The sequence below is a fragment of the Mycobacterium neumannii genome, from assembly GCF_002245615.1.
Lineage (GTDB): Bacteria > Actinomycetota > Actinomycetes > Mycobacteriales > Mycobacteriaceae > Mycobacterium > Mycobacterium neumannii_A.
Genome location: NZ_NKCO01000011.1, coordinates 1 through 21,149, shown reverse-complemented (window position 1 = coordinate 21,149; position 21,149 = coordinate 1). Strand labels below are relative to the sequence as shown.

Below are 21,149 nucleotides of genomic sequence, written 5' to 3'. Positions count from 1 at the left end.
CCGTTCGTCTGATTCACGGCACCCAATCGTTCGCCCCCAATCACGAAGGGCCAGCTTACAGGCCTAATCGCGGTCGACCACTAACGCGGTCGCGATCGCCGCCAGACCCTCACCACGGCCGGTCAGACCCAGGCCGTCGGTGGTGGTCGCACTGACGGACACGGGGGCGTCGAGCAGTTCGGACAGGAGCGTCTGCGCCTCGATGCGGCGCGGACCGACCTTCGGACGGTTGCCGATCACCTGCACTGCCGCGTTGACGATCCGAAAGCCCTGATCGGTGACGAGCCCGTGGACGTGCCGAAGCATGTCGGCGCCGCCAGCGTCGCGCCACTCGTCGCGACCGGTTCCGAAGACCTCGCCGAGGTCGCCGAGACCGGCGGCGGAAAGCAGCGCGTCGCACAGCGCGTGCGCCGCGACATCACCGTCGGAGTGGCCTTCGCAGCCGTCTGCCCCGTCGAACAGCAGACACAGCAGCCAACACGGCCGCCCCGCCTGGATGGGGTGTACGTCGGTGCCGAGCCCGACCCTTGGCAGGCTCGTCATCGGCTTCAGGAAGCGGCGGCGAGTGCCTCGTCGAGGATGGTCGCGGCCTTCTCGTCATCGGTGTTCTCGGCGAGAGCAAGCTCGCCCACCAGGATCTGTCGCGCCTTGGCCAGCATCCGCTTCTCACCCGCCGACAGGCCACGCTCCTGATCGCGTCGCCACAAGTCGCGGACCACTTCGGCGACCTTGTTCACGTCACCCGAGGCCAACTTCTCGAGGTTGGCCTTGTACCGCCGCGACCAGTTGGTCGGTTCCTCGGTATGGGGGGCACGGAGCACCTGGAAAACCTTGTCCAGGCCCTCCTGTCCGACGACGTCGCGCACCCCGACATACTCTGCGTTCTCGGCTGGCACTCGAACCGTGAGGTCCCCCTGAGCGACCTTCAAGACGAGGTATTCCTTCTGTTCGCCTTTGATGGTCCGGGTTTCGATCGCCTCAATTAACGCAGCACCGTGGTGGGGATAAACAACGGTGTCTCCGACCTTGAAAATCATCAGTTTCGAGCCCCTTTCACACCTCAATGCTAGCACGGTGCCCAGACAGGGGTGGACCAACGGTGCAGGTCAGGGGCACCTCGGGGGAACGTTAGGGGTTGACACGCCGACGAATCCATGCATGGCTCAGGCGTCTTCGAGACGTCCATCCAGTAGCTGGGGCGGGGCATCGAGCATGGGGCAGTGGCACTTCCGGTGCCACTTTCGCGGTGCCGCCCGCGTATTCCCGACGGCGTGCCGGACCTCAGCTACCGCCGCCCGCACGCACCTACTACTCTGCATAGTCGAATCCCGCGACCGACCGGATCGGTCGCTTCGACGGCCCGAGCAGGAGGCAAGAGTGGACCGCTTCAAACTGGCCGCCTGCGGGTTGGCCGCTGCCGTTGCGCTCGTCGGCTGCAGTTCGGGACAGGTCTCCCAGATGACCACGCAGGAGCCGGCCGTCAACGGCACCAGCGCGAACCTCGGCGAGATCGCGCTGCGCAACGTTCACCTGCGGGCCCAGCAAGTGACCGACTTCGTCCGGCCGGGCAAAGAGGTCGAGCTGATCTTCGTGGCGGCCAACACCTCGCCTGAAGAGGCCGACAAGTTGGAGTCGGTCACTTCCGAGGTCGGCACCGTGACCCTGACCGGTGACACCACTGTGCCCGCGGGCGGCATGCTCACGGTTGGCGCACCGGACGGGCAGATCACCCCATTGGAGAGCGTCGAGGCCGCAGAAGCCGCCGAAGCCATGGTCACCTTGAGTAAGCCGATCACCAACGGCCTGCTCTACGACTTCACGTTCAAGTTCCAGAAGGCAGGCGAGGCGACCGTGCGGGTGCCGATCTCCGCCGGTGAGTCGCCGCGTCGAGGCGAAGCCGCCGAAGCGGGCGGACACGGCGGCGGGCACTGAGCGAAGTCCGCGACACGACCGCTCGGCGCTGAGTTTCTGTCGCTGTCTGTCGGAGGCGACGGCTACCGTCAACGCGTGGCCAAAAGTGGCGCCAAAGCGCGCTCGCAGTACCGCTGCTCGGAGTGCCACCACGTAACCCTCAAATGGGTCGGCCGCTGCCCTGAATGCGGCACCTGGGGCACCGTCGACGAGGTGGCCGTGTTGTCCGCGGTGGCCGGAGCCGGAGCGCGACGTTCGGTCGCCCCCTCCTCAGCGGCCGTGCCGATCAGCTCGATCGATCCCGGGCGCACCCGTCACTGCCACACCGGTGTCACCGAGTTGGACCGGGTGCTCGGTGGCGGCCTGGTGCCCGGATCGGTGACGCTGCTCGCCGGTGATCCCGGCGTGGGCAAGTCGACGCTGTTGTTGGAGGTCGCGCACCGGTGGGCGGCGGCGGGGAAACGGGCGCTGTACCTCTCGGGTGAGGAGTCGGCAGGCCAGATCCGGATGCGGGCGGAACGCACGCGCTGCACTCACGACGAGGTGTACCTGGCCGCGGAGTCGGATCTGGGCACAGCACTTGCACACATCGACGAGGTGCAGCCCAGCCTGGTGGTGGTCGACTCGGTGCAAACCATGTCCACCACCGAGGCCGACGGCGTCACCGGCGGCGTCACCCAGGTACGCGCGGTGACCACCGCTTTGACGATGGCGGCCAAGACATCCGGCGTCGCGCTGATCCTCGTCGGCCACGTGACCAAGGACGGTGTGATCGCCGGGCCGCGCTCGCTCGAACATCTCGTCGACGTCGTGCTGCACTTCGAGGGCGACCGCGCATCGTCGCTTCGGATGGTCCGCGGCATCAAGAACCGCTTCGGCGCCGCGGACGAAGTCGGCTGTTTCCTTCTGCACGACAACGGGATCGAAGGCGTGGCCGACCCGTCCGGCCTGTTTCGCGACCAACGACCCAAACCCGTTGCGGGAACGGCGATCACGGTCGCCCTGGACGGTAAGCGTCCGCTGATCGGAGAGGTGCAGGCGCTGATCGGGGCGCCTGCGAACGGGACCGCCCGCCGCGCCGTCAGCGGAATCGACTCCTCGCGTGCCGCGATGATTACCGCGGTCCTGGACAAGCACGCGGGCCTGTCGGTGGGCGCCCACGACATCTACCTGTCGACCGTGGGCGGCATGCGGCTGACCGATCCGTCGGCGGACCTGGCGATCGCGGTGGCCATCGCGTCTTCGAAGATGGACCTGCCCGTGCCGGCCGCCGCGGTGGCAATCGGCGAGGTGGGCCTGGCGGGCGATCTACGGCGGGTCACCGGCATGGACCGCCGCCTGGCCGAGGCGGCCCGGCTCGGCTTCACCTCGGCGGTCGTACCACCCGGCGTGACATCGGTGCCCGCGGGATTGCGGGCGATCGCCGCCCACGACATCGGCTCGGCGTTGCGAGTTTTGCGCGATATCAGCAAAGATCAGCAAAGATAGAGCAATGACGGCCGATCCTAGGGAGGGGCGATGGCCGTGAAGTCGGGTGGCAGATCGGGACGCACGGTGGTGCCGTTGGCGCGACCCACCATGCGCGAGACGATCGCCCGCTTGGCCCCGGGAACGGCGCTGCGCGACGGCCTGGAGCGCATCCTGCGCGGCCGCACCGGCGCCCTGATCGTGATCGGCTACGACGAGAGCGTCGAGGCTATTTGCGACGGCGGCTTCTCCCTCGACGTCCGCTATGCGCCGACTCGCTTGCGGGAGCTGTCGAAGATGGACGGCGCGGTGGTGCTGTCCAGCGACGGCGCCCACATCCTGCGGGCCAACGTGCAACTGGTGCCCGACCCGTCGATCCCGACCGAGGAATCCGGAACCCGGCACCGCTCCGCCGAGCGCACGGCGATCCAGACCGGCTATCCGGTGATCTCGGTGAGTCACTCCATGAGCATCGTGACCGTGTACGTCGCCGGTGAGCGGCACGTGGTCCCCGACTCGGCGACGATCCTGTCGCGCGCGAACCAGACGATCGACACCCTCGAGCGGTACAAGACGCGTCTTGACGAGGTCAGCAGGCAGCTCTCGACCGCCGAGATCGAAGACTTCGTCACGTTGCGCGACGTGATGACCGTGGTGCAGCGGCTCGAGATGGTGCGCCGCATCAGCCTCGAAATCGACTCGTACGTGGTCGAACTCGGCACAGACGGCCGCCAGCTCAAACTGCAGCTCGACGAGCTCGTCGGCGACAACGACACCGCCCGCGAGCTCATCGTGCGCGATTATCACGCCAACCCGGACCCTCCATCGGCGGCGCAGGTGAGCGCCACCCTCGAGGAGCTCGACGGGCTCTCCGACAGTGAGCTCCTCGACTTCACGACGTTGGCAAGGGTTTTCGGTTATCCGTCCACGATCGAGGCGCAGGATTCGGCGATGAGCTCGCGCGGCTACCGCGCGATGGCCGGCATCCCCCGCCTGCAGTTCGCGCATGTCGACCTGCTGGTGCGCTCGTTCGGGTCGTTACAGGGCCTGCTGGCGGCCAGCGCCGGCGACCTCCAGTCGGTCGAGGGCATCGGCTCGATGTGGGCGCGCCACATCCGGGAGGGCCTGTCGCAATTGGCCGAGTCGACGATCGCCGACCGGCTGGCCTGAATCTGCGCCGAACCTCAGTTGGGGACGGGTCCCGGCGGCGGGGCGACGCCCTGACCGTGCTCCGGCGACTGCGGCGCGGCGAGGATGAACGGCACCGTCGCCGACCGCAGATTGCCCAGCTGGACGACGAGGTTGTAGGTGCCCGGCCCGATGGGCTGACGCGGCAGCGGGCAGCCCGGAGCCGATCCCATGCCCGTCCAGGTGACCTCGGTGGTCACCTGCTCACCGGGCTGGAACGCCTTGACCAGCGTCTCGTTCGACGGCGCACAATCGAGGTTGGACCAGAGCCGGGCGTTGTCCAGCGAGTAGACGTAGGCGGCCAGCACCGCGGCGCCGACGTCGCGCTTGCAGCCGACGAGCCCGATGTTGGTGACGACCATCGTGAACTTGGGCTGCTCACCGACGACGTATTGCGGTTGGTTGGTGATGCCCTTGACCGCCAGTGTCGAGTCGGGGCAGTCGTCGCCCTCGTTGAGGATCGGTGGCGGTGTGACGGCCGCGGTGGGTGTCGGGGTGGGCGGCGGTGCGTCCTGCGCCGGCGGCATCACCGGCGTCTTCACCTCGGGGTTCTCCCCCGGCAGCGGCGTCGTTTCGCCTGCCGCAGCGGGGGCGGACGCGTCGGCGCCCTTCGTCTCGGAGCCCCCGGTGTTCTTCACGACCACGACCACGATGGCCGCGATCACGCCGATCACGAGGACCGCTATGCCCAACGCCAGTGCCCTGCGACGCCAGTAAATCTGCGTCGGTAGCGGGCCATGCGGTTCCAGATCCAGCACAACCTCACGGTAAGGCCAGGTCACGCCTTATCGGTCGAGGTCGCTCGGCGTGTCGCCCTCAGCTTTCGCCGATGTCGCCGAGGTGGTCCCGCAACACCACCCGGCCGTCGGCGAGGTGATAGGTGACGCCGACGATCGCCAGCTCGCCCGCGGCCACCTGTTCGGAGACGGTCGTGGAGCGGGACAGCAGTTGGGCGCCGGTCTCGCTGACGTGACGAGCCTCGAACTCGTCGACGCGGGTCAGCCCGTCGCGACGACCCAACAGGATCGACGGCATCACGCGCTCGACGATGTCGCGGACATAACCGCCAGGCACCACGCCCTCGTCGAGCGCCCCCAGCGTTGCCTTCACCGCCCCGCAGCTGTCGTGGCCGAGCACGACGATCAGCGGCACGTCGAGCACCGCGACCGCGTACTCGATCGAGCCCAGCACCGCCGAATCGATCACGTGCCCGGCGGTGCGCACCACGAACATGTCGCCGAGCCCCTGGTCGAAGATGATCTCGGCGGCGACCCTGCTGTCTCCGCAGCCGAACACCACCGCGGTCGGCTTCTGGGAACCGGCCAGGCTGGCGCGGTGCTCGACGCCTTGGCTGGGATGCAGGGGCTTGCCGGCGACGAAGCGCTCGTTACCCTCTTTGAGTGCTTTCCACGCGGTCACTGGGCTGGTGTTGGGCATGACCGACATTGTGCCCCAGTTGGTGGATTGGTATGACCGCGAACAGCGAGATCTGCCGTGGCGCCGGCCGGGGGTCACCCCGTGGCAGATCCTGGTCAGCGAATTCATGCTGCAGCAGACGCCGGTCTCACGCGTCGAACCGGTCTGGCTCGCGTGGGTGCAGCGGTGGCCCACACCGTCGGCGACCGCGGCGGCAAGCGCCGCAGACATCCTGCGGGCGTGGGGCAAGCTCGGCTATCCGCGCCGCGCCAAGCGGTTACACGAATGCGCGACGGTGATCGCCGAGCAGTACGACGACGTCGTACCGTCGGACGTCGAGACGCTGCTGACGCTGCCGGGCGTCGGGGCCTACACCGCGCGGGCCATCGCCTGCTTCGCATACCGCGACCGGGTACCGGTGGTCGACACCAACGTTCGGCGGGTGGTAACCCGGGTCGTCCACGGTCGAGCTGACGCGGCGTCGTCAACGCGCGACCTTGCCGATGTCGAGGCTCTTCTGCCCGAAACCGCTCTGGCGCCCAAGTTCTCTATCGCCTTGATGGAGTTGGGCGCGACGGTGTGTACCGCGCGGGCGCCCCGTTGCGGGCTGTGCCCGCTGAGTACGTGCGCGTGGCGGTCTCGGGGCTTCCCTGCGTCGCCTTCGCCGGCACGGCGCGTTCAACGCTATGCGGGCACCGACCGGCAGGTCCGGGGCAGGCTGCTGGATGTCCTGCGGGACAACGCCTCTCCGGTCACCCGAGCGCAGCTGGACGTCGCGTGGCTGTCCGACACCGCACAACGCGACCGCGCGCTGGACTCGCTTCTGGTCGACGGCCTCGTCGAACAGACCGCCGACGGCCGCTTCGCACTCGCCGGTGAAGGCGGCTGAGCGCGCACGGCATGAGGTCAGGCCGAGGCCATTTCCGTATCGGTGTCGGGCTCGGGTTCACAAGTGCTGCATGAGAACCGGCGGCGGTAGTCCGACGGTGTCACCCCGATGATCCTGCGGAAGTGGTGCCGCAACAGCGTCGCTGTCCCGAAACCGCTGCGCTCGGCGATCCGGTCGACGTCGAGATCGGTCTCCTCCAACAGGGTTCGCGCGTACAACACGCGTTGGTCGGTCACCCACTGCATCGGGGTACGTCCCGTCTCCTCCACGAACCGGCGGGCGAAAGTACGCGCCGACATGTGCGCGCGGGCGGCCAGGGTGGCGACCGTGTGCGGCTTGTCGAGGTTGCTCAGTATCCAATCCAGGTGCGGCGCAAAGCGTTCCGAACACCGCACTGGAATCGGCTGGTCGATGTACTGGCGTTGACCACCGTCTCGTTGCGGCGGCACCACCATGCGGCGCGCGATCTTGTTGGTGACCTCGCTGCCCAGCTCACGCCGGACCAGGTGCAGGCACGCGTCGATACCTGCTGCCGTGCCCGCGCTGGTGATCAGGTTTCCGTCGTCGACGAACAGCACGTTGCGGTCGACCTTGGCCGTCGGGTACCTGCGCGCGAGTTCGTCGGCGTGCATCCAGTGCGTCGTGCACTTCCTTCCGTCGAGGAGACCGGCGGCGCCTGCGACGAACGCTCCCGAACACACGGTGAGGATGATCGATCCCGACTCGGCGGCGGCCCGGACGGCGGCCAACGCCTCGGGCAGGTACTGGGACCCTCCGATCGCCGGGATGGCGACCAGGTCGGCGCCGATCAGGTCGTCCAGGCCGTGGTCGGGGGTCAGCGTCGCGCCGACGGAGGTGCGAAGCGGCTTGCCGGGAACCGGACCGCACACTTTGAAGTCGAAGTTGGGGACGCCGTCGCCGGAGCGGTCGATGCCGAAGACTTCGCAGATGACGCCGAACTCGAATATCGCCAGATCGTCCAGGACGAGCGTCGATACGCTCCTGATTGACATGGCAGCATTTTATCGCAAAGTGTCATTGCTGCCACTGTTGGCGGGATTTTGCCTGTCGAAGAATTACTGCCATGAGCACTTTACTGGCACTTCTGGTTCTCGTTTCCCCGGTCGCGGTCGCAGCCGCGTTCGCCTGGGCGGCCAGCCGCTCCGGGTACCTGCGGTTGCACCGCGACCAGTTCCGCATGGCCGCGCCGATGGCAGGCCGGGTGTTCGAAGACGACCGCGACCTGTTGCGTCTCGAGCGCGACATCGACGCGATCCGCACCCGTTTTGAGCGCCACCCCGTCTGGCCTTCCTCAGGTGCGCTCGGAGAGCGTCGCTAGAAACGACTCGACCGCCTGCCGATAGGCCTGCGGCGCATCGTCGTGGACGAGGTGACCGGCCTCGGGCACCCGCAGATACGTCGTGTGCGGGCCGGACTCCGCCATCTGGGCCATCTGTCCCGGCGGGGTGACCGAGTTACCCGCCTCGATCAACAATGCCGGCACGCGGACGCCCTGCCACTCGCGCCAGTAGTGGCGGGTGCCCCATTCCGCGGCGATATCGATCCAGACGTCCGTTCGGCCGTGCAAGCGCCAACCGCCTGGAATGCGATCGAACGCCTCGAGGAAATACTGGCCCGCCACCGGACCGAACTCGTCGTAAACCCTCTGGGCGGAATCGAATTCGACCGGTAACGCATGCAGCCACGGCTCCCAGGGCCCGGTGGTGCGGCCGCGAAAGTCCGGTGCCATGTCCTCGACCACCAACGCCTCCACGAGATCGGGTCGCGTCGCGGCCAGGCACCACGAATGCAAACCGCCCATCGAGTGACCGATCATGACCGCCGGCTGGCCGATGCTCGCCACCGCGTCGCCGAGTTCGGCGACGAACCGTTCGGTGCTGATCGGCCCGACATCGTCGGCGTCGCGGCCGCGGTGCCAGGGCGCGTCGTAGGTGTAGACCTCACCCAGCCGGGTCAACCACGGCAACTGGCGCGACCACGTGCTGCCGCGCCCCATCAGCCCGTGCACCAGGACGAGCGGTCGCCCCCTGCCGCCGCGGTGGGTGAGCGGGGCCCGCGTACCGCCTGGTGACTGCATCCCGACATCATCGTGCCTCCGGGTGACCCCGATGCATTCGGTAGCCTGATGCGCATGGCAAGCCAGAATCCCGTCGTGAAGATCAACGCGATCGAGGTACCGCCCGATGCCGGTCCCGAACTGGAGAAGCGCTTCGCGCACCGGGCCCACGCCGTCGACAACCAGCCCGGCTTCCTCGGCTTTCAGCTGCTGCGCCCCATCAAGGGCGAGGACCGCTACTTCGTGGTGACGCAGTGGGAGTCCGAGGAGGCGTTCCAGGCCTGGGCGACGGGCCCGGCCATCGAAGCCCACAAGGGCCAGCAGGCCAACCCGGTGGCCACCGGTGCGTCTCTGCTCGAGTTCGAGGTCGTCCTCGACGTTGCGGGTGCTGACAAGTAAAGGCTCGCTCATCGCGTGCCGGGCGCTCGCGCTGACGGTCGCGGCCTCGTTGGTCGTCGCCGTCGGCGGCTGCGCGGAAGTCGGGCCTGCACCGGCCGACGCCGCGTACGGCACGCCCATCGAGATCAACACACCCCAGGGGCTGCGGGCCAAGCAGACGCTGGACATGCTCAACTCCGACTGGCCGATCGGACCCGTGGGCGTGCGCACGATGGCGGAGCCCGAGAAGGTCGACGAGATCGTCGCCAAGCTCGACCGGATCTGGTGGGACCGGCCGTTCAAGGTGACCGACGTCGACATCCGAGCCGGACAAGCCGAGGTCGGGGTGGTGACGTCGTACGGCGTCGCCCAGGAGATCGACCTTCGCACCAACGACGCCGGCATGGTCGACCGGTTCGATGTGACGCTGCGCCCGCCGGAGATCGACGAATGGTCCGATATCGACACCGAGATCACGAAATCTGGGGCCCGCTACTCGTACCAGGTGTCGAAGGTCGTTGCCGACCAGTCGAAGTGCGATGTGGTGGCCGGAACCAACACCGAATTGTCGTTGCCGTTGGCATCGATCTTCAAGCTCTACGTGCTGCTCGCGGTCGCCGAGGCGGTCAAGGCGGGCACCCTGAAGTGGACCGACCCGCTGACCGTCACGAAACGAGCCAAGGCGGTCGGCTCCGCGGGCCTGGAAGAACTCCCTCCCGGCTCCCGGGTGTCGGTGAGAACCGCTGCGCAGCAGATGATCTCGGCCAGCGACAACATGGCCACCGACCTTCTCATCGACCGTCTGGGGACCGGCGCTGTGGAGCGGGCACTGGTCCTGGCGCGCCATCACGACCCGGCCAGCATGACGCCGTTTCCGACCATGCACGAGATGTTCTCGGTCGGCTGGGGCCGGCCCGATCTGCGCGAGCAGTGGCGCCAAGCGGTCGAAAAGGGTGGTCCGCAAGTCCGGGCGCAACTGCTCCAGCAGACCAATTCCCGCCCGTACGAACCGGATCCGCAGCGCACGCATACCCCGGCGTCGAACTTCGGGGCGGAGTGGTACGGCAGCGCCGCCGACATCTGCCGTGTGCACATCGCGCTGCAGGCCGCCGCCGTGGGTGAGGCCGCGCCGGTGAAGGACATCCTGTCGGCGATACCCGGCATCGATCTCGACGGGTCCAAGTGGGGCTACATCGGCGCCAAGGGTGGAAACCTGCCCGGTGATCTGACGTTCAGCTGGTATGCCGTCGACCACACGGGGCAGCCGTGGGTGGTCAGCTTCCAGTTGAACTGGCCCCGCTACCGCAGCCCCACCGCCGCGGGGTGGTTGTTGTCGATCGTGCGCCAGACCTTCGACCTGGTGCCGATCGGCTGAACGGCGTTTCGACCGCTCTAGCTCGACCGCTCAGGCTGATCAGCGGTTCGACCGCTCAGGCTGATCAGCGGTTCGACCGCAGCGTCCAGGCGTGCCCGCGAAAGTGCATCACCGTCCGGCTCACCGGGGCAATGTCGATGCGCCAGAACGACTTCGGCGGAGCGTCCAGCGCGATGAGGATCGCGGCACGGATCACCGCCGGATGTGTCACGGCGACGAGCCTGCTGCGACGGTCGGTCAACGAGTCCATCCAGTCGCGAACCCGGTCGACCACCTCGACAACCGATTCGCCGCCGTGCGGCGACCGGGTGGGGTCGGTCAGCCAGATCGCTAGATCCGCCGGTCGCACCCCGCTCAGCACGTCGCCGCGCCACCGGCCGCAGTCCAGGTCCGCCAACCGCCCTTCCACCTCGGCCTGCAGGCCGAGCAGTTCGGCGGTCTGCCTGGTGCGCTTCTCGGGACCGCACAGAGCCGCGTCGACGACGCCGAGGTTGATCGACGCGTCGACCTGCCGATGGCCGGTCGGATTCAACGGCTCGTCGGTGGGGAATCGTCCGGCCGACATCGCATCGGTCAGCGCGTGCGATACGAGCGTCAGCCGGACGACCTCACTCACGCAGGGATGCTCTCCCGGCGGTTCTGTTCGAGCAGCCGCGCGGCCATCGCACCGAAGACCAATGCGATCGTCGTGTACATGACGATCTGGGTGCCCAACGAGTACAGCCGGAACTCATAGAGCACATCCGCCGGGAAGCCCTCGTAGACAATGTTTCCGGCGTCGTCGGTCAACGGTCCCGGTGTCTCGTTGATGCTCGGCAGCACCAGCATCACGACCGCCACCGCGACGATGTAGGACCCCGCAGCGGCCAGCGCCGCATTCCATGTCCCCAGGCGTTCGGCCAGCCGTCGGCCCAGATACACCGCGCCGACCAGAAGCGCCGCCGACAAAACCACCGTCAGCAGGTACAGCAGCGTGCGCTGGCGGATGGTCTCGTCCAGGCTCAGAGCAGGCGGGCTGGGGGGATACTTCAGGGCGGGAACGACGTACAGGCTCAACAGCATTCCGCCGGCCACATACACCGACAGCAGGCGTGCCGACATATTGCCGATGCGGCCGTAGGCCACGGCGAAGATCACCGCGAAGATCGCGCCGATCGCCAGGCTGAACAGCAATACGCCCAGCCCCATACCGATGTTCATCTGAACGGCGCGCTCGAATCCGCCGCCCTCACCGTGGCTATGACCCGCGCCTTCGGCGTGTTCCAGCGCCTCGTGCGCGGCCCCGACACCGTCCTCATAGGCGATGGCCAGGTCGATCTGCGGTTCGACGAAGATGCGCGCGAAGACGAACGCGAGCACGCCGGCGACGGCACCTGCGAGCAGGCCACGCCAGATGATCTGCTTTTCCATGTTCGGTTACCTCGGCCCGTCAGTGGCAGGGGAAGCCGAGCAGGTGGCGAGCGTCGTGCACGAACTCGTGGATCGCGGTGTTGTCCGCACCGAACACCGACGTCGCGCCCTGGTCCAAGCCGATGAAGTAGAGCACCAACAGCGCCAGGAAGGTGGTTGCCGACAGCCACACGGCCGCTCCGGTGGCGGACAGGTCGAGTGCGGGTGCAACGCTTTTGCGGGCGTCGGGTGAGGTCATGTCGGTGTCCTTTCCGGGATTTTCGCGTCCCGAGTTCTAAGGTGACGGCGAGCGTCGGGTCTGACTTGACACAGTGGCGCGACCGTTCTGGATTCTCACCAGATTCCTTCGCCCGCCGATAACATCGCACATCCTAACCACTCGGTCCAGCGGTAGCGGGATCGGACGGAAAACGGGCGGCACCCGTGTGGGTACCGCCCGTTCTCTCTGCGTGATGCCGCTATTCGGCTGGGCCTGCAGCGCCTGCCGCACCGGCCTGGGCCAGGTCCGGCTCGGCCACCGGAGCCGGCCGCTTGGTGCCCTTGAAGGTGAACACCGCGTCCTCTCCGGCGCTTTCGCCGTCCCAGTTGTCGACGTCGACCGTGATGAGCTGGCCGGGGCCGATCTCCTCGAACAAGATCTTCTCCGACAGCTGGTCCTCGATCTCGCGCTGGATGGTGCGCCGCAGCGGCCGCGCGCCGAGCACCGGATCGAACCCGCGCTTGGCCAGCAACTCCTTGGCCCGGTCCGTCAGCTCCATCGTCATGTCCTTGGCCTTCAGCTGAGTGGACACGCGGCCGATCATCAGGTCGACCATCTTGATGATCTCGTCGCGGGTCAGCTGGTGGAACACGATGATGTCGTCGATACGGTTGAGGAACTCCGGGCGGAAGTGCTTCTTCAGCTCGTCGTTGACCTTCTGCTTCATCCGCTCGTAGTTGTTGTCTCCGCCACCCTGGGAGAAGCCCAGCCCGACCGCCTTGGAGATGTCGGACGTGCCCAGGTTCGACGTGAAGATCAGCACGGTGTTCTTGAAGTCGACTGTGCGGCCCTGGCCGTCGGTCAGGCGGCCGTCCTCGAGGACCTGCAACAGGCTGTTGTAGATCTCCTGGTGGGCCTTCTCGATCTCGTCGAACAGCACGACCGAGAACGGCTTGCGCCGCACCTTCTCGGTGAGCTGGCCACCCTCCTCGTAGCCGACGTAGCCCGGAGGGGCGCCGAACAGCCGCGAGGCGGTGAACCGGTCGTGGAACTCGCCCATGTCGATCTGGATGAGCGCGTCGTCATCGCCGAACAGGAAGTTGGCCAGCGCCTTGGACAGCTCCGTCTTACCGACACCGGACGGGCCGGCGAAGATGAACGAACCGGACGGCCGCTTCGGGTCCTTCAGGCCTGCACGGGTACGCCGGATCGCCTTGCTGACCGCCTTGACGGCGTCCTCCTGGCCGATGATCCGCTTGTGCAGCTCCTCCTCCATGCGCAGCAGCCGGGTGGTCTCCTCCTCGGTCAGCTTGAACACGGGGATGCCGGTCCAGTTGCCGAGCACCTCGGCGATCTGCTCGTCGTCGACCTCGGCGACAACGTCGAGATCACCTGAGCGCCACTGCTTCTCGCGCTCGGCACGCTGCGCGACGAGCTGCTTCTCCTTGTCGCGCAGGCTGGCCGCCTTCTCGAAGTCCTGCGCGTCGATCGCGGACTCCTTCTCCCGGCGCGCGTCGGCGATCTTCTCGTCGAACTCGCGCAGGTCTGGCGGCGCGGTCATACGCCGGATGCGCATCCGGGCGCCGGCCTCGTCGATCAGGTCGATCGCTTTGTCCGGCAGGAACCGATCGTTGATGTAGCGGTCGGCCAGGGTGGCCGCCGCGGCAATGGCGCCGTCGGTGATCGAGACACGGTGGTGCGCCTCGTAGCGGTCGCGCAGACCCTTGAGGATCTCGATGGTGTGCGCGACGGTCGGCTCACCGACCTGCACCGGCTGGAAGCGACGCTCCAGCGCGGCGTCCTTCTCGATGTACTTGCGGTACTCGTCGAGCGTGGTGGCGCCGATGGTCTGCAGCTCGCCGCGGGCCAGCTTCGGCTTCAGGATCGAAGCGGCGTCGATGGCGCCCTCGGCCGCACCCGCACCGACCAGCGTGTGCAACTCGTCGATGAACAGGATGATGTCGCCGCGGGTGTTGATCTCCTTGAGGACCTTCTTCAGGCGCTCTTCGAAGTCGCCGCGGTACCGGCTGCCCGCCACCAGGGACCCCAGGTCCAGCGTGTAGAGCTGCTTGTCCTTCAGCGTCTCGGGCACGTCGCCGTGCACGATGGCCTGCGCCAGGCCCTCGACGACGGCGGTCTTGCCGACGCCGGGCTCGCCGATCAGCACCGGGTTGTTCTTGGTGCGACGGCTCAGCACCTGCATCACCCGCTCGATTTCCTTCTCGCGGCCGATGACGGGGTCGAGCTTGCCCTCCATCGCGGCCGCGGTCAGGTTGCGGCCGAACTGGTCGAGCACCAGCGAGGTGGACGGGTTGCCCGCCTCGCCGCCGCGTCCGCCGGTGCCGGCTTCCGCGGTCTCCTTGCCCTGGTAGCCCGAAAGCAGCTGGATGACCTGCTGACGCACGCGGGTGAGCTCGGCGCCCAGCTTCACGAGCACCTGGGCTGCGACGCCCTCGCCCTCACGGATGAGGCCGAGCAGGATGTGCTCGGTGCCGATGTAGTTATGGCCGAGTTGCAGCGCCTCGCGGAGGCTCAGCTCCAGCACCTTCTTGGCGCGCGGGGTGAACGGGATATGGCCCGACGGCGCCTGCTGGCCCTGGCCGATGATCTCTTCGACCTGGCTGCGCACGCCCTCGAGCGAGATGCCCAGCGACTCCAGCGACTTGGCCGCTACGCCCTCACCCTCGTGAATAAGTCCCAACAGGATGTGCTCGGTGCCGATGTAGTTGTGGTTGAGCATCCGGGCCTCTTCTTGAGCCAGGACGACGACCCTGCGGGCACGGTCGGTGAATCTCTCAAACATCGGTGGTTACCTGCTCTCCATCATTTGGTCGGTGCCACGCGCGCCCAACGGTCTCGAGTACGCACCACACCACCGTCCACTCTAGTGGGCAGTAGGGCGGCGCGTCCCGCCCGCCGGTCTGCTCTAAGCGGACACCCGGGGGGCATCGACGCGCACGGGATCGAATACCCGCCGCTATGGGAGAGCAACGCATCGGTGGGCCGATTCGTTTCCCAATCGAGCCCCGATGGCTTCGCGGCTAGCGAACAACCGACACGGCGCGCGTGAGGAGCACCTCTACGTGGCGGCGTGGAAGGCGTCGATCACATCGGCGGGAATGCGCCCACGCGTCGACACATTGTGTCCGTTACGCCGGGCCCACTCGCGGATCGCCGCGCTTTGCTCGCGATCGATCGCCGCCCGCCCGCGGCCCGACCCGGCGGCACGTCCGCGCCGACGGCCGCCGACCCGACGACCGGAATCGACCCACGGCTTCAGGGCGTCGCGCAGTTTTGCGGCATTCTTCGAAGAAAGGTCGATCTCATAGGTGACCCCGTCGAGGCCGAATTCAACAGTCTCGTCGGCCGCACCTTCGCCGTCGAAATCATCGACCAAGGTGACGGTAACTTTCTTCGCCATTTAAACACGCCCTTCTGCGCGATCACAGGACCGCAGTAAAGTATCGAACCCGGCACCAATGTGCCATATCTGTGTGCGCTATACAACAAAGATCATACGCCGCGGCGTTCAGTTGCCGTGGCGCCGAACAATCGGGAACAAAACCGTCTCTCTAATCGACAGTCCCGTCAGGGCCATCATCAATCTGTCGATACCCATTCCGGTTCCCGTCGACGGCGGCATGGCATACTCCAGGGCTGCCAGAAAATCCTCGTCAAGGACCATCGCCTCGTCGTCACCTGCGGCCGCCGCCCTCGCCTGGGCTTCGAACCTTTCGCGTTGGATTACGGGATCGATCAACTCCGAATAGCCGGTCGCCAGTTCGAAACGCCTGATATAGAGATCCCATTTCTCGGTGACGCCCTCAATACTGCGGTGCGGCCGCGTAAGGGGGGTCGTCTCGACGGGGAAATCACGGACGAACGTGGGCGCCCACAAGGTGTTCCCGACGGTGTGCTCCCACAGTTCCTCGACCAATTTCCCGTGACCGTAACCCCGGTCGCGAGGGATCTCGACTCCGAGACGATCGGCGATCGCCCATAACTTCTCGGCCGGTGTTTCCGGTGTGATCTCTTCGCCCAGAGCTTCAGACAGTGACGGATACATTTCGACGGACTGCCATTCGCCATCAAGATCATAGACAGTGCCATCAGGCAATGGCACCTCACGTGTTCCGATCGCCTCGTCTGCGACTTCTTGAATAATCTCTCGGGTCACGACGGCGGAATCGTCGTAGGTCCCGTATGCCTGATATGTCTCGAGCATCGCGAATTCCGGAGAATGCGTGGAATCGGCGCCTTCGTTTCTGAACACCCGATTCAACTCGAAGACGCGCTCGAATCCACCTACCAGTGCGCGCTTGAGAAACAGTTCGGGCGCGATACGCAGATATAGGTCGGCATCGAGCGCATTGGAGTGCGTCACGAACGGCCGCGCCGCAGCGCCGCCCGCGAGTGTCTGCAGCATCGGAGTTTCGACTTCCAGGAATCCGCGCCGTTCCAGCGCCGTCCGCACCGCGCGCACCACCGCGACCCGCTGGCGAGCGACAGTCCTGGCCTCGGGACGCACGATGAGATCGACGTAGCGCTGCCGAACCCGGGCCTCTTCGCTCATCTCCTTATGCGCCACCGGCAGCGGCCGAAGGGCCTTCGAAGCCATTTGCCACGAGTCGGCAAGGACCGAGAGTTCGCCGCGCCGGGAGCTGATCACCTCACCGCGCACGAAGACGATGTCGCCGAGGTCTACGTCGGCCTTCCACGCGTCCAGCGATTCCTGTCCTACCTTGTTGAGGCTGATCATCGCCTGCAGCTGGGTGCCGTCCCCCTCCTGCAGCGTGGCAAAGCACAGCTTTCCGGAGTTGCGGGCGAACATCACCCGTCCGGCCACACCCACGATCTGGCCCGTCTCGTCGCCGGCGGCCAGATCCGGATAGGCCGCGCGGATCTCGGCCAGGGAATGGGTGCGCGCGATCTCCACCGGATACGGCTCGCGCCCCTCGGCGAGCAGCCGCTCACGCTTGGCCTGACGGATCCGGTACTGCTCCGGAAGGTCAGGCTCGGCTGTGGCGTCCGCGGCCGGTGCGGTGCGGGAGGGGTCGGGTTCGGTCACGTCGTGCCAGCCTAAATGAACGTGCGCCGACGAGGAATTTCGGTGCGTCGACGCTGACCTGGCAACCGGTTGGGCACCGAAATCATCCTTCAGCGGGCCTGTTTGAGGCGGCCACGCTGGTTGTCGCGGTTGCGCTCGAACACCAGACGCAAGCCGTCGAGGGTGAGGTGCTGGTCGTAATGCTGAACCGTGCGCATATCCGGCAGCAGAAGCGGCGCGGTGTGCCCGGTGGCGACCACCGCGATGTCGGTGCCCCCGAAGCCGTCGACGTCGTCTCGGATGCGCTGCACGAGGCCGTCGACCAGGCCGGCGAATCCGAACACCGCACCGGCCTGCATGCACTCGACGGTGTTCTTCCCGATGACCGAACGCGGTCGGGTCAGCTCGACGCGACGCAACGCCGCCGATCGCGCCGCAGCCGCGTCAGACGACACCTCGACACCGGGAGCGATCGCGCCGCCGAGGAACTCGCCCTTCGCCGAGACCACGTCGACGCAGATCGACGAGCCGAAGTCGACGACGATGGCCGCGGTGCCGTACTTGTGGTAGGCGGCCAGGCAGTTCACGATGCGGTCGGCGCCGACTTCCTTCGGGTTGTCCACCAGCAGCGGGATCCCCGTGCGGACACCGGGCTCGATCAACACATGCGGCACCGACGGCCAGTACTGGCGCAACATTTCGCGCAGTTCGTGCATCACCGACGGGACGGTCGACAGCCCGGCCGCCCCGCTCAGGCGTTCGGAGTCGTCGCCGATCAGTCCGTCGATGGTCAGGGCGAGTTCATCGGCGGTGACTTCCGATTCGGTGCGAATCCGCCACTGCTGCACCACTTTGGCGTGCTCTCCGGAACCCGACACCAAACCCACGACGGTGTGGGTGTTACGGACGTCGATGGCTAGTAACACGGTCTCACCGTGGCGATATCAACTCGGCCGCGTCGGCCGGTACGAACGCCGGATCGTGACCGAGGTCGACCTGCTTATTGTCGGCGTCGACGAACACGATCCGCGGTTGGTACGCCCTGGCTTCGGCATCCTCCATGGTGCCGTAGGCGATCAGGATAACCAGATCCCCGGGATGCACGAGATGCGCCGCCGCACCGTTGATCCCGATCACGCCGCTGCCACGCTCACCGGTTATGGCATACGTCACCAGCCGGGCGCCGTTGTCGATGTCGACGATCGTCACCTGCTCCCCCTCGAGCAGGTCGGCGGCCTCCATGAGGTCGGCGTCGATGGTCACCGATCCGACGTAGTGCAGGTCGGCCTTCGTGACCGTCGCGCGGTGGATCTTCGATTTCAGCATTGTCCGTAACATCAGTTCCTCCAAGGAAGTTCGTGCTCGTCAAACGCGACGTCCGGGCCAGCCCCCGACGGCACCCCGATATCTATGGCGATGTTGTCCACCAGCCTGGTGGGCCCCAGCCGGCCGGCCACCAACATGCGCGCCGCCCCGACCTCCGGCGGGGGCCCGAGCATCGGGTCGCGCACGTCGAGATAATCGACCTCGATGGCCGGCACCGAGTCGAGCACCGCACGTGCGGCGTCCAACGCTGCCGCGGTCCCCTCCCCCGCGGCGTACATCCCGGCCAGCAGCGCGGCCGACAGCGCGCCCGCATGTTCGCGCTGCTCGGAGTCCAGATACCGGTTGCGCGACGACATCGCCAGCCCGTCGGCCTCCCGCACGATCGGCACACCCACGATCCTGGTGTCGACGTTGAGGTCGGCGATCATCTGCCGGATCAGCGCCAACTGCTGGTAGTCCTTCTCCCCGAAGAACGCGTGGTCGGGACGGACAATGTTGAGCAGCTTGAGCACCACCGTCAGCACACCAGCGAAATGCGTTGGCCGAGAAGCGCCTTCGAGGTCGGCACCGAGCGGCCCGGGATGGACCGACGTGCGGGTGCCGTCGGGGTACATGTCGGCGACGGTCGGCGTGAACGCGATCTCGACGCCTTCTTCGCCCAAGGCGGCGAGGTCGTCGTCGAGCGTGCGCGGATACGCCTCGAGGTCCTCACCCGCCCCGAACTGCAGCGGGTTGACGAAGATCGACACCACCACGACGGCGCCCTGGACACGCTTTGCGGAGCGGATGAGCATGCGGTGACCCTCGTGCAGAGCGCCCATCGTCGGGACCAGCATCACGCGCCGACCGGTGGCACGCAGCGCCCTGGTGACCGCCGTGACGTCACCGGGTTTCGAGTAGACGTTCAGTTCGCCCGCCGTGAACTGCGGTTTGCGAATGGTCATCGGCCCATCTCCGTCCGTCGCGAGCTCCCGCCGCGGTCCGGATCGGCGGCGAGCACGGCGACCACCTCGTCCGGTGCGTGCGCACGCTGGGCGGAGCGCAATGAGTTCGCCCGATATGCCTGCGCCAATTCGGGATTCACCTCCGTCAGGGCTTCCAGATGACGCGCCACAGCGGCGGCGTCCCCGCGTGCCACCGGGCCGGTCAATGCCGCCTGCCCGCGTTGCAGCGCGTTCTCCAAAGACGCGCGCGCCAGCGGGCCGACGACCCGCTCGGGCAGACCGCCCGGCGCATCGCCGACCAGTTCCTGGCCGAGCAGCTCCTGGCCCCACAGCGCCGACCGCAAGCCCTCGACCGCGTCGAGCAGCACCGTCACCAGGTGATTGCTGGCATGCGCCAGTGCCGCGTGATAGAGCGTGCGCGCGTCCTCGCGGACCCGGAACGGCTCCCCGCCGATCTCGAGCACAAGCGATTGGGCGATCGCGTATCCGACCTCGTCGGCGGCCGTCACCCCGAAGCAGGTGTCGGCCAAGCGGTCGATGTCCTCGTCGGTGCCGGTGAAGGTCATCGCCGGATGGATGGCCAACGGTATGCAGCCCTGCGATGTCAGCGGTGCCAGCACGGCGATTCCGTTTGCACCGGAGGTGTGCGCGACGATCGTGCCCGACCGCACCGACCCGGTCGCGGCCAGACCGGACACCAACTTCTCGAGCTCGGCGTCGGGCACCGCGAGGATCAGCAGTTCGGAACGGCTGGCCACCTCGTCGACCGGAAGCACCGCGGTGTCGGGCAGCCGGCGCTGGGCGCGGTCGCGCGACGCACGCGAAACCCCGCTGCACGCCACCACGACGTGCTCGGCGCGCTCGAGGGCGACACCCAGCGCGGAACCGACACGACCTGCCGAAACGATGCCGACAGTGAGCCGCGCCGGGCGGAATCCGCCAGGTGGGGTCCCCATGGCGACCATGAAGTCGACCTCGCTGCGAGTTGATGGGTGTACGTTCCAGTCCCGCGGTGCGGGTACCGGACGGTCGCTACGAGATTAACTCACTCCTCGCGGCGTCTGCGACGCCCGCCCGGTGTGGGGCTCGCCTGCAGCCGGGCCAACAGTTCGGCGACGGACTGTCCGGCGGTGTCGGGGTCGTCGGCGTTGCGGTGCCGCCGCCCGGTGGGAGCCGGTGATTCCGGGGAGGGTTCCGGCGGTTCTGTGGGCACGGTCTGCTGCGCGGGGCGCCGCGAATCGCCGCTGGCCGGCGGCGCCGAATGTCTGCCACGTGGCGGTTCGGGCGGCGGTGTCGAGAGGTCGGGCTCGGCGACCGGGCCGACGACATCGTCCTCGGCTTCTGGGGCCCGGCGCCTGCCGACGTACTCGGTCGTCGATCCGTTGCCGCGCGACACCCAGTTGCTGCCCGGGGCACCCGGCGGAATCCAGCGCCCGTCGGCGGGTGCCCCTATACACATCTGACGCCGCCGACGAAGGCCTAGGTGGTGCTCGTAGTCGTCCTCGTACTCTCTAAAATAATA

General features: G+C 67.2%; 23 protein-coding genes and 1 pseudogene. 7 read left to right on the top strand and 17 right to left on the bottom strand.

Annotated elements, in window-relative coordinates:
- Positions 1 to 63 precede the first annotated feature (63 nt).
- The gene (gene ispF, locus CEX88_RS14470) at positions 64 to 543 is read right to left on the bottom strand and encodes a 2-C-methyl-D-erythritol 2,4-cyclodiphosphate synthase (RefSeq protein WP_066841209.1); all 480 of its coding nucleotides are present in this window, start codon (positions 541 to 543) and stop codon (positions 64 to 66) included.
- 5 nt (positions 544 to 548) lie between these two features.
- Entirely contained in the window at positions 549 to 1,037 is a 489-nt protein-coding gene (gene carD, locus CEX88_RS14465) for an RNA polymerase-binding transcription factor CarD (protein ID WP_003888533.1), read from the bottom strand.
- Positions 1,038 to 1,377: 340 nt separating this feature from the next.
- On the opposite strand from carD, the gene CEX88_RS14460 reads away from it, so the two are divergent.
- The 3 genes from CEX88_RS14460 to disA all read left to right on the top strand — a co-directional run bounded on the left by CEX88_RS14460 (position 1,378) and on the right by disA (position 4,548).
- Entirely contained in the window at positions 1,378 to 1,932 is a 555-nt protein-coding gene (locus CEX88_RS14460; protein WP_094293991.1) for a copper chaperone PCu(A)C domain-containing protein, read from the top strand.
- 75 nt (positions 1,933 to 2,007) lie between these two features.
- Positions 2,008 to 3,399 (top strand): DNA repair protein RadA, encoded by a 1,392-nt coding sequence (gene radA / locus CEX88_RS14455; RefSeq protein WP_094293990.1) that lies wholly within the window; start codon positions 2,008 to 2,010, stop codon positions 3,397 to 3,399.
- A 30-nt stretch (positions 3,400 to 3,429) separates the two neighbouring features.
- The gene (disA, locus tag CEX88_RS14450) at positions 3,430 to 4,548 is read left to right on the top strand and encodes a DNA integrity scanning diadenylate cyclase DisA (protein WP_066841215.1); all 1,119 of its coding nucleotides are present in this window, start codon (positions 3,430 to 3,432) and stop codon (positions 4,546 to 4,548) included.
- A gap of 14 nt (positions 4,549 to 4,562) precedes the next feature.
- On the opposite strand, the gene CEX88_RS14445 is transcribed toward disA, so the two are convergent.
- Positions 4,563 to 5,324, bottom strand: coding sequence for a hypothetical protein (locus CEX88_RS14445; protein ID WP_068199177.1), 762 nt, complete (start codon positions 5,322 to 5,324; stop codon positions 4,563 to 4,565).
- Positions 5,325 to 5,382: 58 nt separating this feature from the next.
- Positions 5,383 to 6,003, bottom strand: a complete 621-nt coding sequence (locus tag CEX88_RS14440; RefSeq protein WP_066841217.1) for a carbonic anhydrase — start codon at positions 6,001 to 6,003, stop codon at positions 5,383 to 5,385.
- Here CEX88_RS14440 and CEX88_RS14435 point away from each other — a divergent pair.
- Positions 6,002 to 6,871 (top strand): HhH-GPD family protein, encoded by an 870-nt coding sequence (locus tag CEX88_RS14435; RefSeq protein ID WP_066841219.1) that lies wholly within the window; start codon positions 6,002 to 6,004, stop codon positions 6,869 to 6,871. The genes CEX88_RS14440 and CEX88_RS14435 overlap by 2 nt on opposite strands.
- A 17-nt stretch (positions 6,872 to 6,888) precedes the next feature.
- Here CEX88_RS14435 and CEX88_RS14430 read toward each other — a convergent pair whose 3' ends face one another.
- A complete protein-coding gene (locus tag CEX88_RS14430) occupies positions 6,889 to 7,884 on the bottom strand; it encodes a GlxA family transcriptional regulator (RefSeq protein WP_066841221.1) in 996 nt (331 codons plus the stop codon).
- A gap of 71 nt (positions 7,885 to 7,955) precedes the next feature.
- On the opposite strand from CEX88_RS14430, the gene CEX88_RS14425 reads away from it, so the two are divergent.
- Positions 7,956 to 8,210: a hypothetical protein gene (locus tag CEX88_RS14425; protein ID WP_066841223.1), complete on the top strand. Its 255-nt coding sequence runs from the start codon at positions 7,956 to 7,958 to the stop codon at positions 8,208 to 8,210.
- On the opposite strand, the gene CEX88_RS14420 is transcribed toward CEX88_RS14425, so the two are convergent.
- On the bottom strand, positions 8,184 to 8,969 hold the full coding sequence (locus tag CEX88_RS14420; RefSeq protein ID WP_066841269.1) for an alpha/beta fold hydrolase: 786 nt from the start codon (positions 8,967 to 8,969) through the stop codon (positions 8,184 to 8,186). The two genes, CEX88_RS14425 and CEX88_RS14420, sit on opposite strands and share 27 nt — an antisense overlap.
- 54 nt (positions 8,970 to 9,023) lie before the next feature.
- On the opposite strand from CEX88_RS14420, the gene mhuD reads away from it, so the two are divergent.
- The gene (gene mhuD / locus CEX88_RS14415) at positions 9,024 to 9,347 is read left to right on the top strand and encodes a mycobilin-forming heme oxygenase MhuD (protein WP_064399378.1); all 324 of its coding nucleotides are present in this window, start codon (positions 9,024 to 9,026) and stop codon (positions 9,345 to 9,347) included.
- Positions 9,328 to 10,701, top strand: a complete 1,374-nt coding sequence (locus CEX88_RS14410) for a serine hydrolase (RefSeq protein ID WP_420799220.1) — start codon at positions 9,328 to 9,330, stop codon at positions 10,699 to 10,701. The genes mhuD and CEX88_RS14410 overlap by 20 nt, the downstream gene beginning before the upstream one ends.
- A 64-nt stretch (positions 10,702 to 10,765) precedes the next feature.
- On the opposite strand, the gene CEX88_RS14405 is transcribed toward CEX88_RS14410, so the two are convergent.
- The 11 genes and pseudogenes from CEX88_RS14405 to CEX88_RS14355 all read right to left on the bottom strand — a co-directional run.
- On the bottom strand, positions 10,766 to 11,317 hold the full coding sequence (locus CEX88_RS14405; RefSeq protein ID WP_094293989.1) for a histidine phosphatase family protein: 552 nt from the start codon (positions 11,315 to 11,317) through the stop codon (positions 10,766 to 10,768).
- Positions 11,314 to 12,111 carry a CbtA family protein gene (locus CEX88_RS14400; RefSeq protein WP_066841227.1) on the bottom strand — a complete coding sequence of 266 codons (798 nt, stop codon included), beginning with the start codon at positions 12,109 to 12,111 and terminating at the stop codon, positions 11,314 to 11,316. The genes CEX88_RS14405 and CEX88_RS14400 overlap by 4 nt, the downstream gene beginning before the upstream one ends.
- Positions 12,112 to 12,130: 19 nt before the next feature.
- Positions 12,131 to 12,349, bottom strand: a complete 219-nt coding sequence (locus CEX88_RS14395; RefSeq protein ID WP_066841229.1) for a CbtB domain-containing protein — start codon at positions 12,347 to 12,349, stop codon at positions 12,131 to 12,133.
- Between the two features lie 220 nt (positions 12,350 to 12,569).
- Positions 12,570 to 15,113 (bottom strand): ATP-dependent protease ATP-binding subunit ClpC, encoded by a 2,544-nt coding sequence (clpC1, locus tag CEX88_RS14390; protein WP_066810204.1) that lies wholly within the window; start codon positions 15,111 to 15,113, stop codon positions 12,570 to 12,572.
- A 276-nt stretch (positions 15,114 to 15,389) separates the two neighbouring features.
- Positions 15,390 to 15,731, bottom strand: a complete 342-nt coding sequence (gene lsr2 / locus CEX88_RS14385; protein ID WP_064347878.1) for a histone-like nucleoid-structuring protein Lsr2 — start codon at positions 15,729 to 15,731, stop codon at positions 15,390 to 15,392.
- 108 nt (positions 15,732 to 15,839) lie between these two features.
- Complete coding sequence (gene lysS, locus CEX88_RS14380; protein WP_094293988.1) at positions 15,840 to 17,378, bottom strand: lysine--tRNA ligase; 1,539 nt, start codon at positions 17,376 to 17,378, stop codon at positions 15,840 to 15,842.
- 89 nt (positions 17,379 to 17,467) lie between these two features.
- A complete protein-coding gene (locus tag CEX88_RS14375; protein ID WP_094293987.1) occupies positions 17,468 to 18,283 on the bottom strand; it encodes a type III pantothenate kinase in 816 nt (271 codons plus the stop codon).
- Positions 18,284 to 18,287: 4 nt separating this feature from the next.
- A complete protein-coding gene (panD, locus tag CEX88_RS14370) occupies positions 18,288 to 18,695 on the bottom strand; it encodes an aspartate 1-decarboxylase (RefSeq protein WP_066841234.1) in 408 nt (135 codons plus the stop codon).
- Positions 18,695 to 19,627, bottom strand: coding sequence for a pantoate--beta-alanine ligase (panC, locus tag CEX88_RS14365; protein WP_066841235.1), 933 nt, complete (start codon positions 19,625 to 19,627; stop codon positions 18,695 to 18,697). The genes panD and panC overlap by 1 nt, the downstream gene beginning before the upstream one ends.
- A complete protein-coding gene (locus CEX88_RS14360; RefSeq protein ID WP_202931507.1) occupies positions 19,624 to 20,583 on the bottom strand; it encodes a Rossmann-like and DUF2520 domain-containing protein in 960 nt (319 codons plus the stop codon). Before CEX88_RS14360 ends, panC begins: the two co-directional genes overlap by 4 nt.
- Before the next feature lie 89 nt (positions 20,584 to 20,672).
- Positions 20,673 to 21,149 (bottom strand): annotated as a pseudogene (locus tag CEX88_RS14355) (hypothetical protein); the annotation flags it as partial.

Excerpts from the sequence above, each read along its gene's own strand:
- ispF (WP_066841209.1), bottom strand. The coding sequence starts at position 543 with ATGACGAGCCTGCCAAGGGTCGGGCTCGGCACCGACGTACACCCCATC.
- carD (WP_003888533.1), bottom strand. The coding sequence starts at position 1,037 with ATGATTTTCAAGGTCGGAGACACCGTTGTTTATCCCCACCACGGTGCT.
- disA (WP_066841215.1), top strand. The coding sequence starts at position 3,430 with ATGGCCGTGAAGTCGGGTGGCAGATCGGGACGCACGGTGGTGCCGTTG.
- CEX88_RS14435 (WP_066841219.1), top strand. The coding sequence starts at position 6,002 with ATGACCGACATTGTGCCCCAGTTGGTGGATTGGTATGACCGCGAACAG.
- CEX88_RS14440 (WP_066841217.1), bottom strand. The coding sequence starts at position 6,003 with ATGCCCAACACCAGCCCAGTGACCGCGTGGAAAGCACTCAAAGAGGGT.
- CEX88_RS14430 (WP_066841221.1), bottom strand. The coding sequence starts at position 7,884 with ATGTCAATCAGGAGCGTATCGACGCTCGTCCTGGACGATCTGGCGATA.
- CEX88_RS14425 (WP_066841223.1), top strand. The coding sequence starts at position 7,956 with ATGAGCACTTTACTGGCACTTCTGGTTCTCGTTTCCCCGGTCGCGGTC.
- CEX88_RS14420 (WP_066841269.1), bottom strand. The coding sequence starts at position 8,969 with ATGCAGTCACCAGGCGGTACGCGGGCCCCGCTCACCCACCGCGGCGGC.
- mhuD (WP_064399378.1), top strand. The coding sequence starts at position 9,024 with ATGGCAAGCCAGAATCCCGTCGTGAAGATCAACGCGATCGAGGTACCG.
- CEX88_RS14400 (WP_066841227.1), bottom strand. The coding sequence starts at position 12,111 with ATGGAAAAGCAGATCATCTGGCGTGGCCTGCTCGCAGGTGCCGTCGCC.
- CEX88_RS14395 (WP_066841229.1), bottom strand. The coding sequence starts at position 12,349 with ATGACCTCACCCGACGCCCGCAAAAGCGTTGCACCCGCACTCGACCTG.
- clpC1 (WP_066810204.1), bottom strand. The coding sequence starts at position 15,113 with ATGTTTGAGAGATTCACCGACCGTGCCCGCAGGGTCGTCGTCCTGGCT.
- lsr2 (WP_064347878.1), bottom strand. The coding sequence starts at position 15,731 with ATGGCGAAGAAAGTTACCGTCACCTTGGTCGATGATTTCGACGGCGAA.
- panD (WP_066841234.1), bottom strand. The coding sequence starts at position 18,695 with ATGTTACGGACAATGCTGAAATCGAAGATCCACCGCGCGACGGTCACG.
- panC (WP_066841235.1), bottom strand. The coding sequence starts at position 19,627 with ATGACCATTCGCAAACCGCAGTTCACGGCGGGCGAACTGAACGTCTAC.
- CEX88_RS14360 (WP_202931507.1), bottom strand. The coding sequence starts at position 20,583 with ATGGGGACCCCACCTGGCGGATTCCGCCCGGCGCGGCTCACTGTCGGC.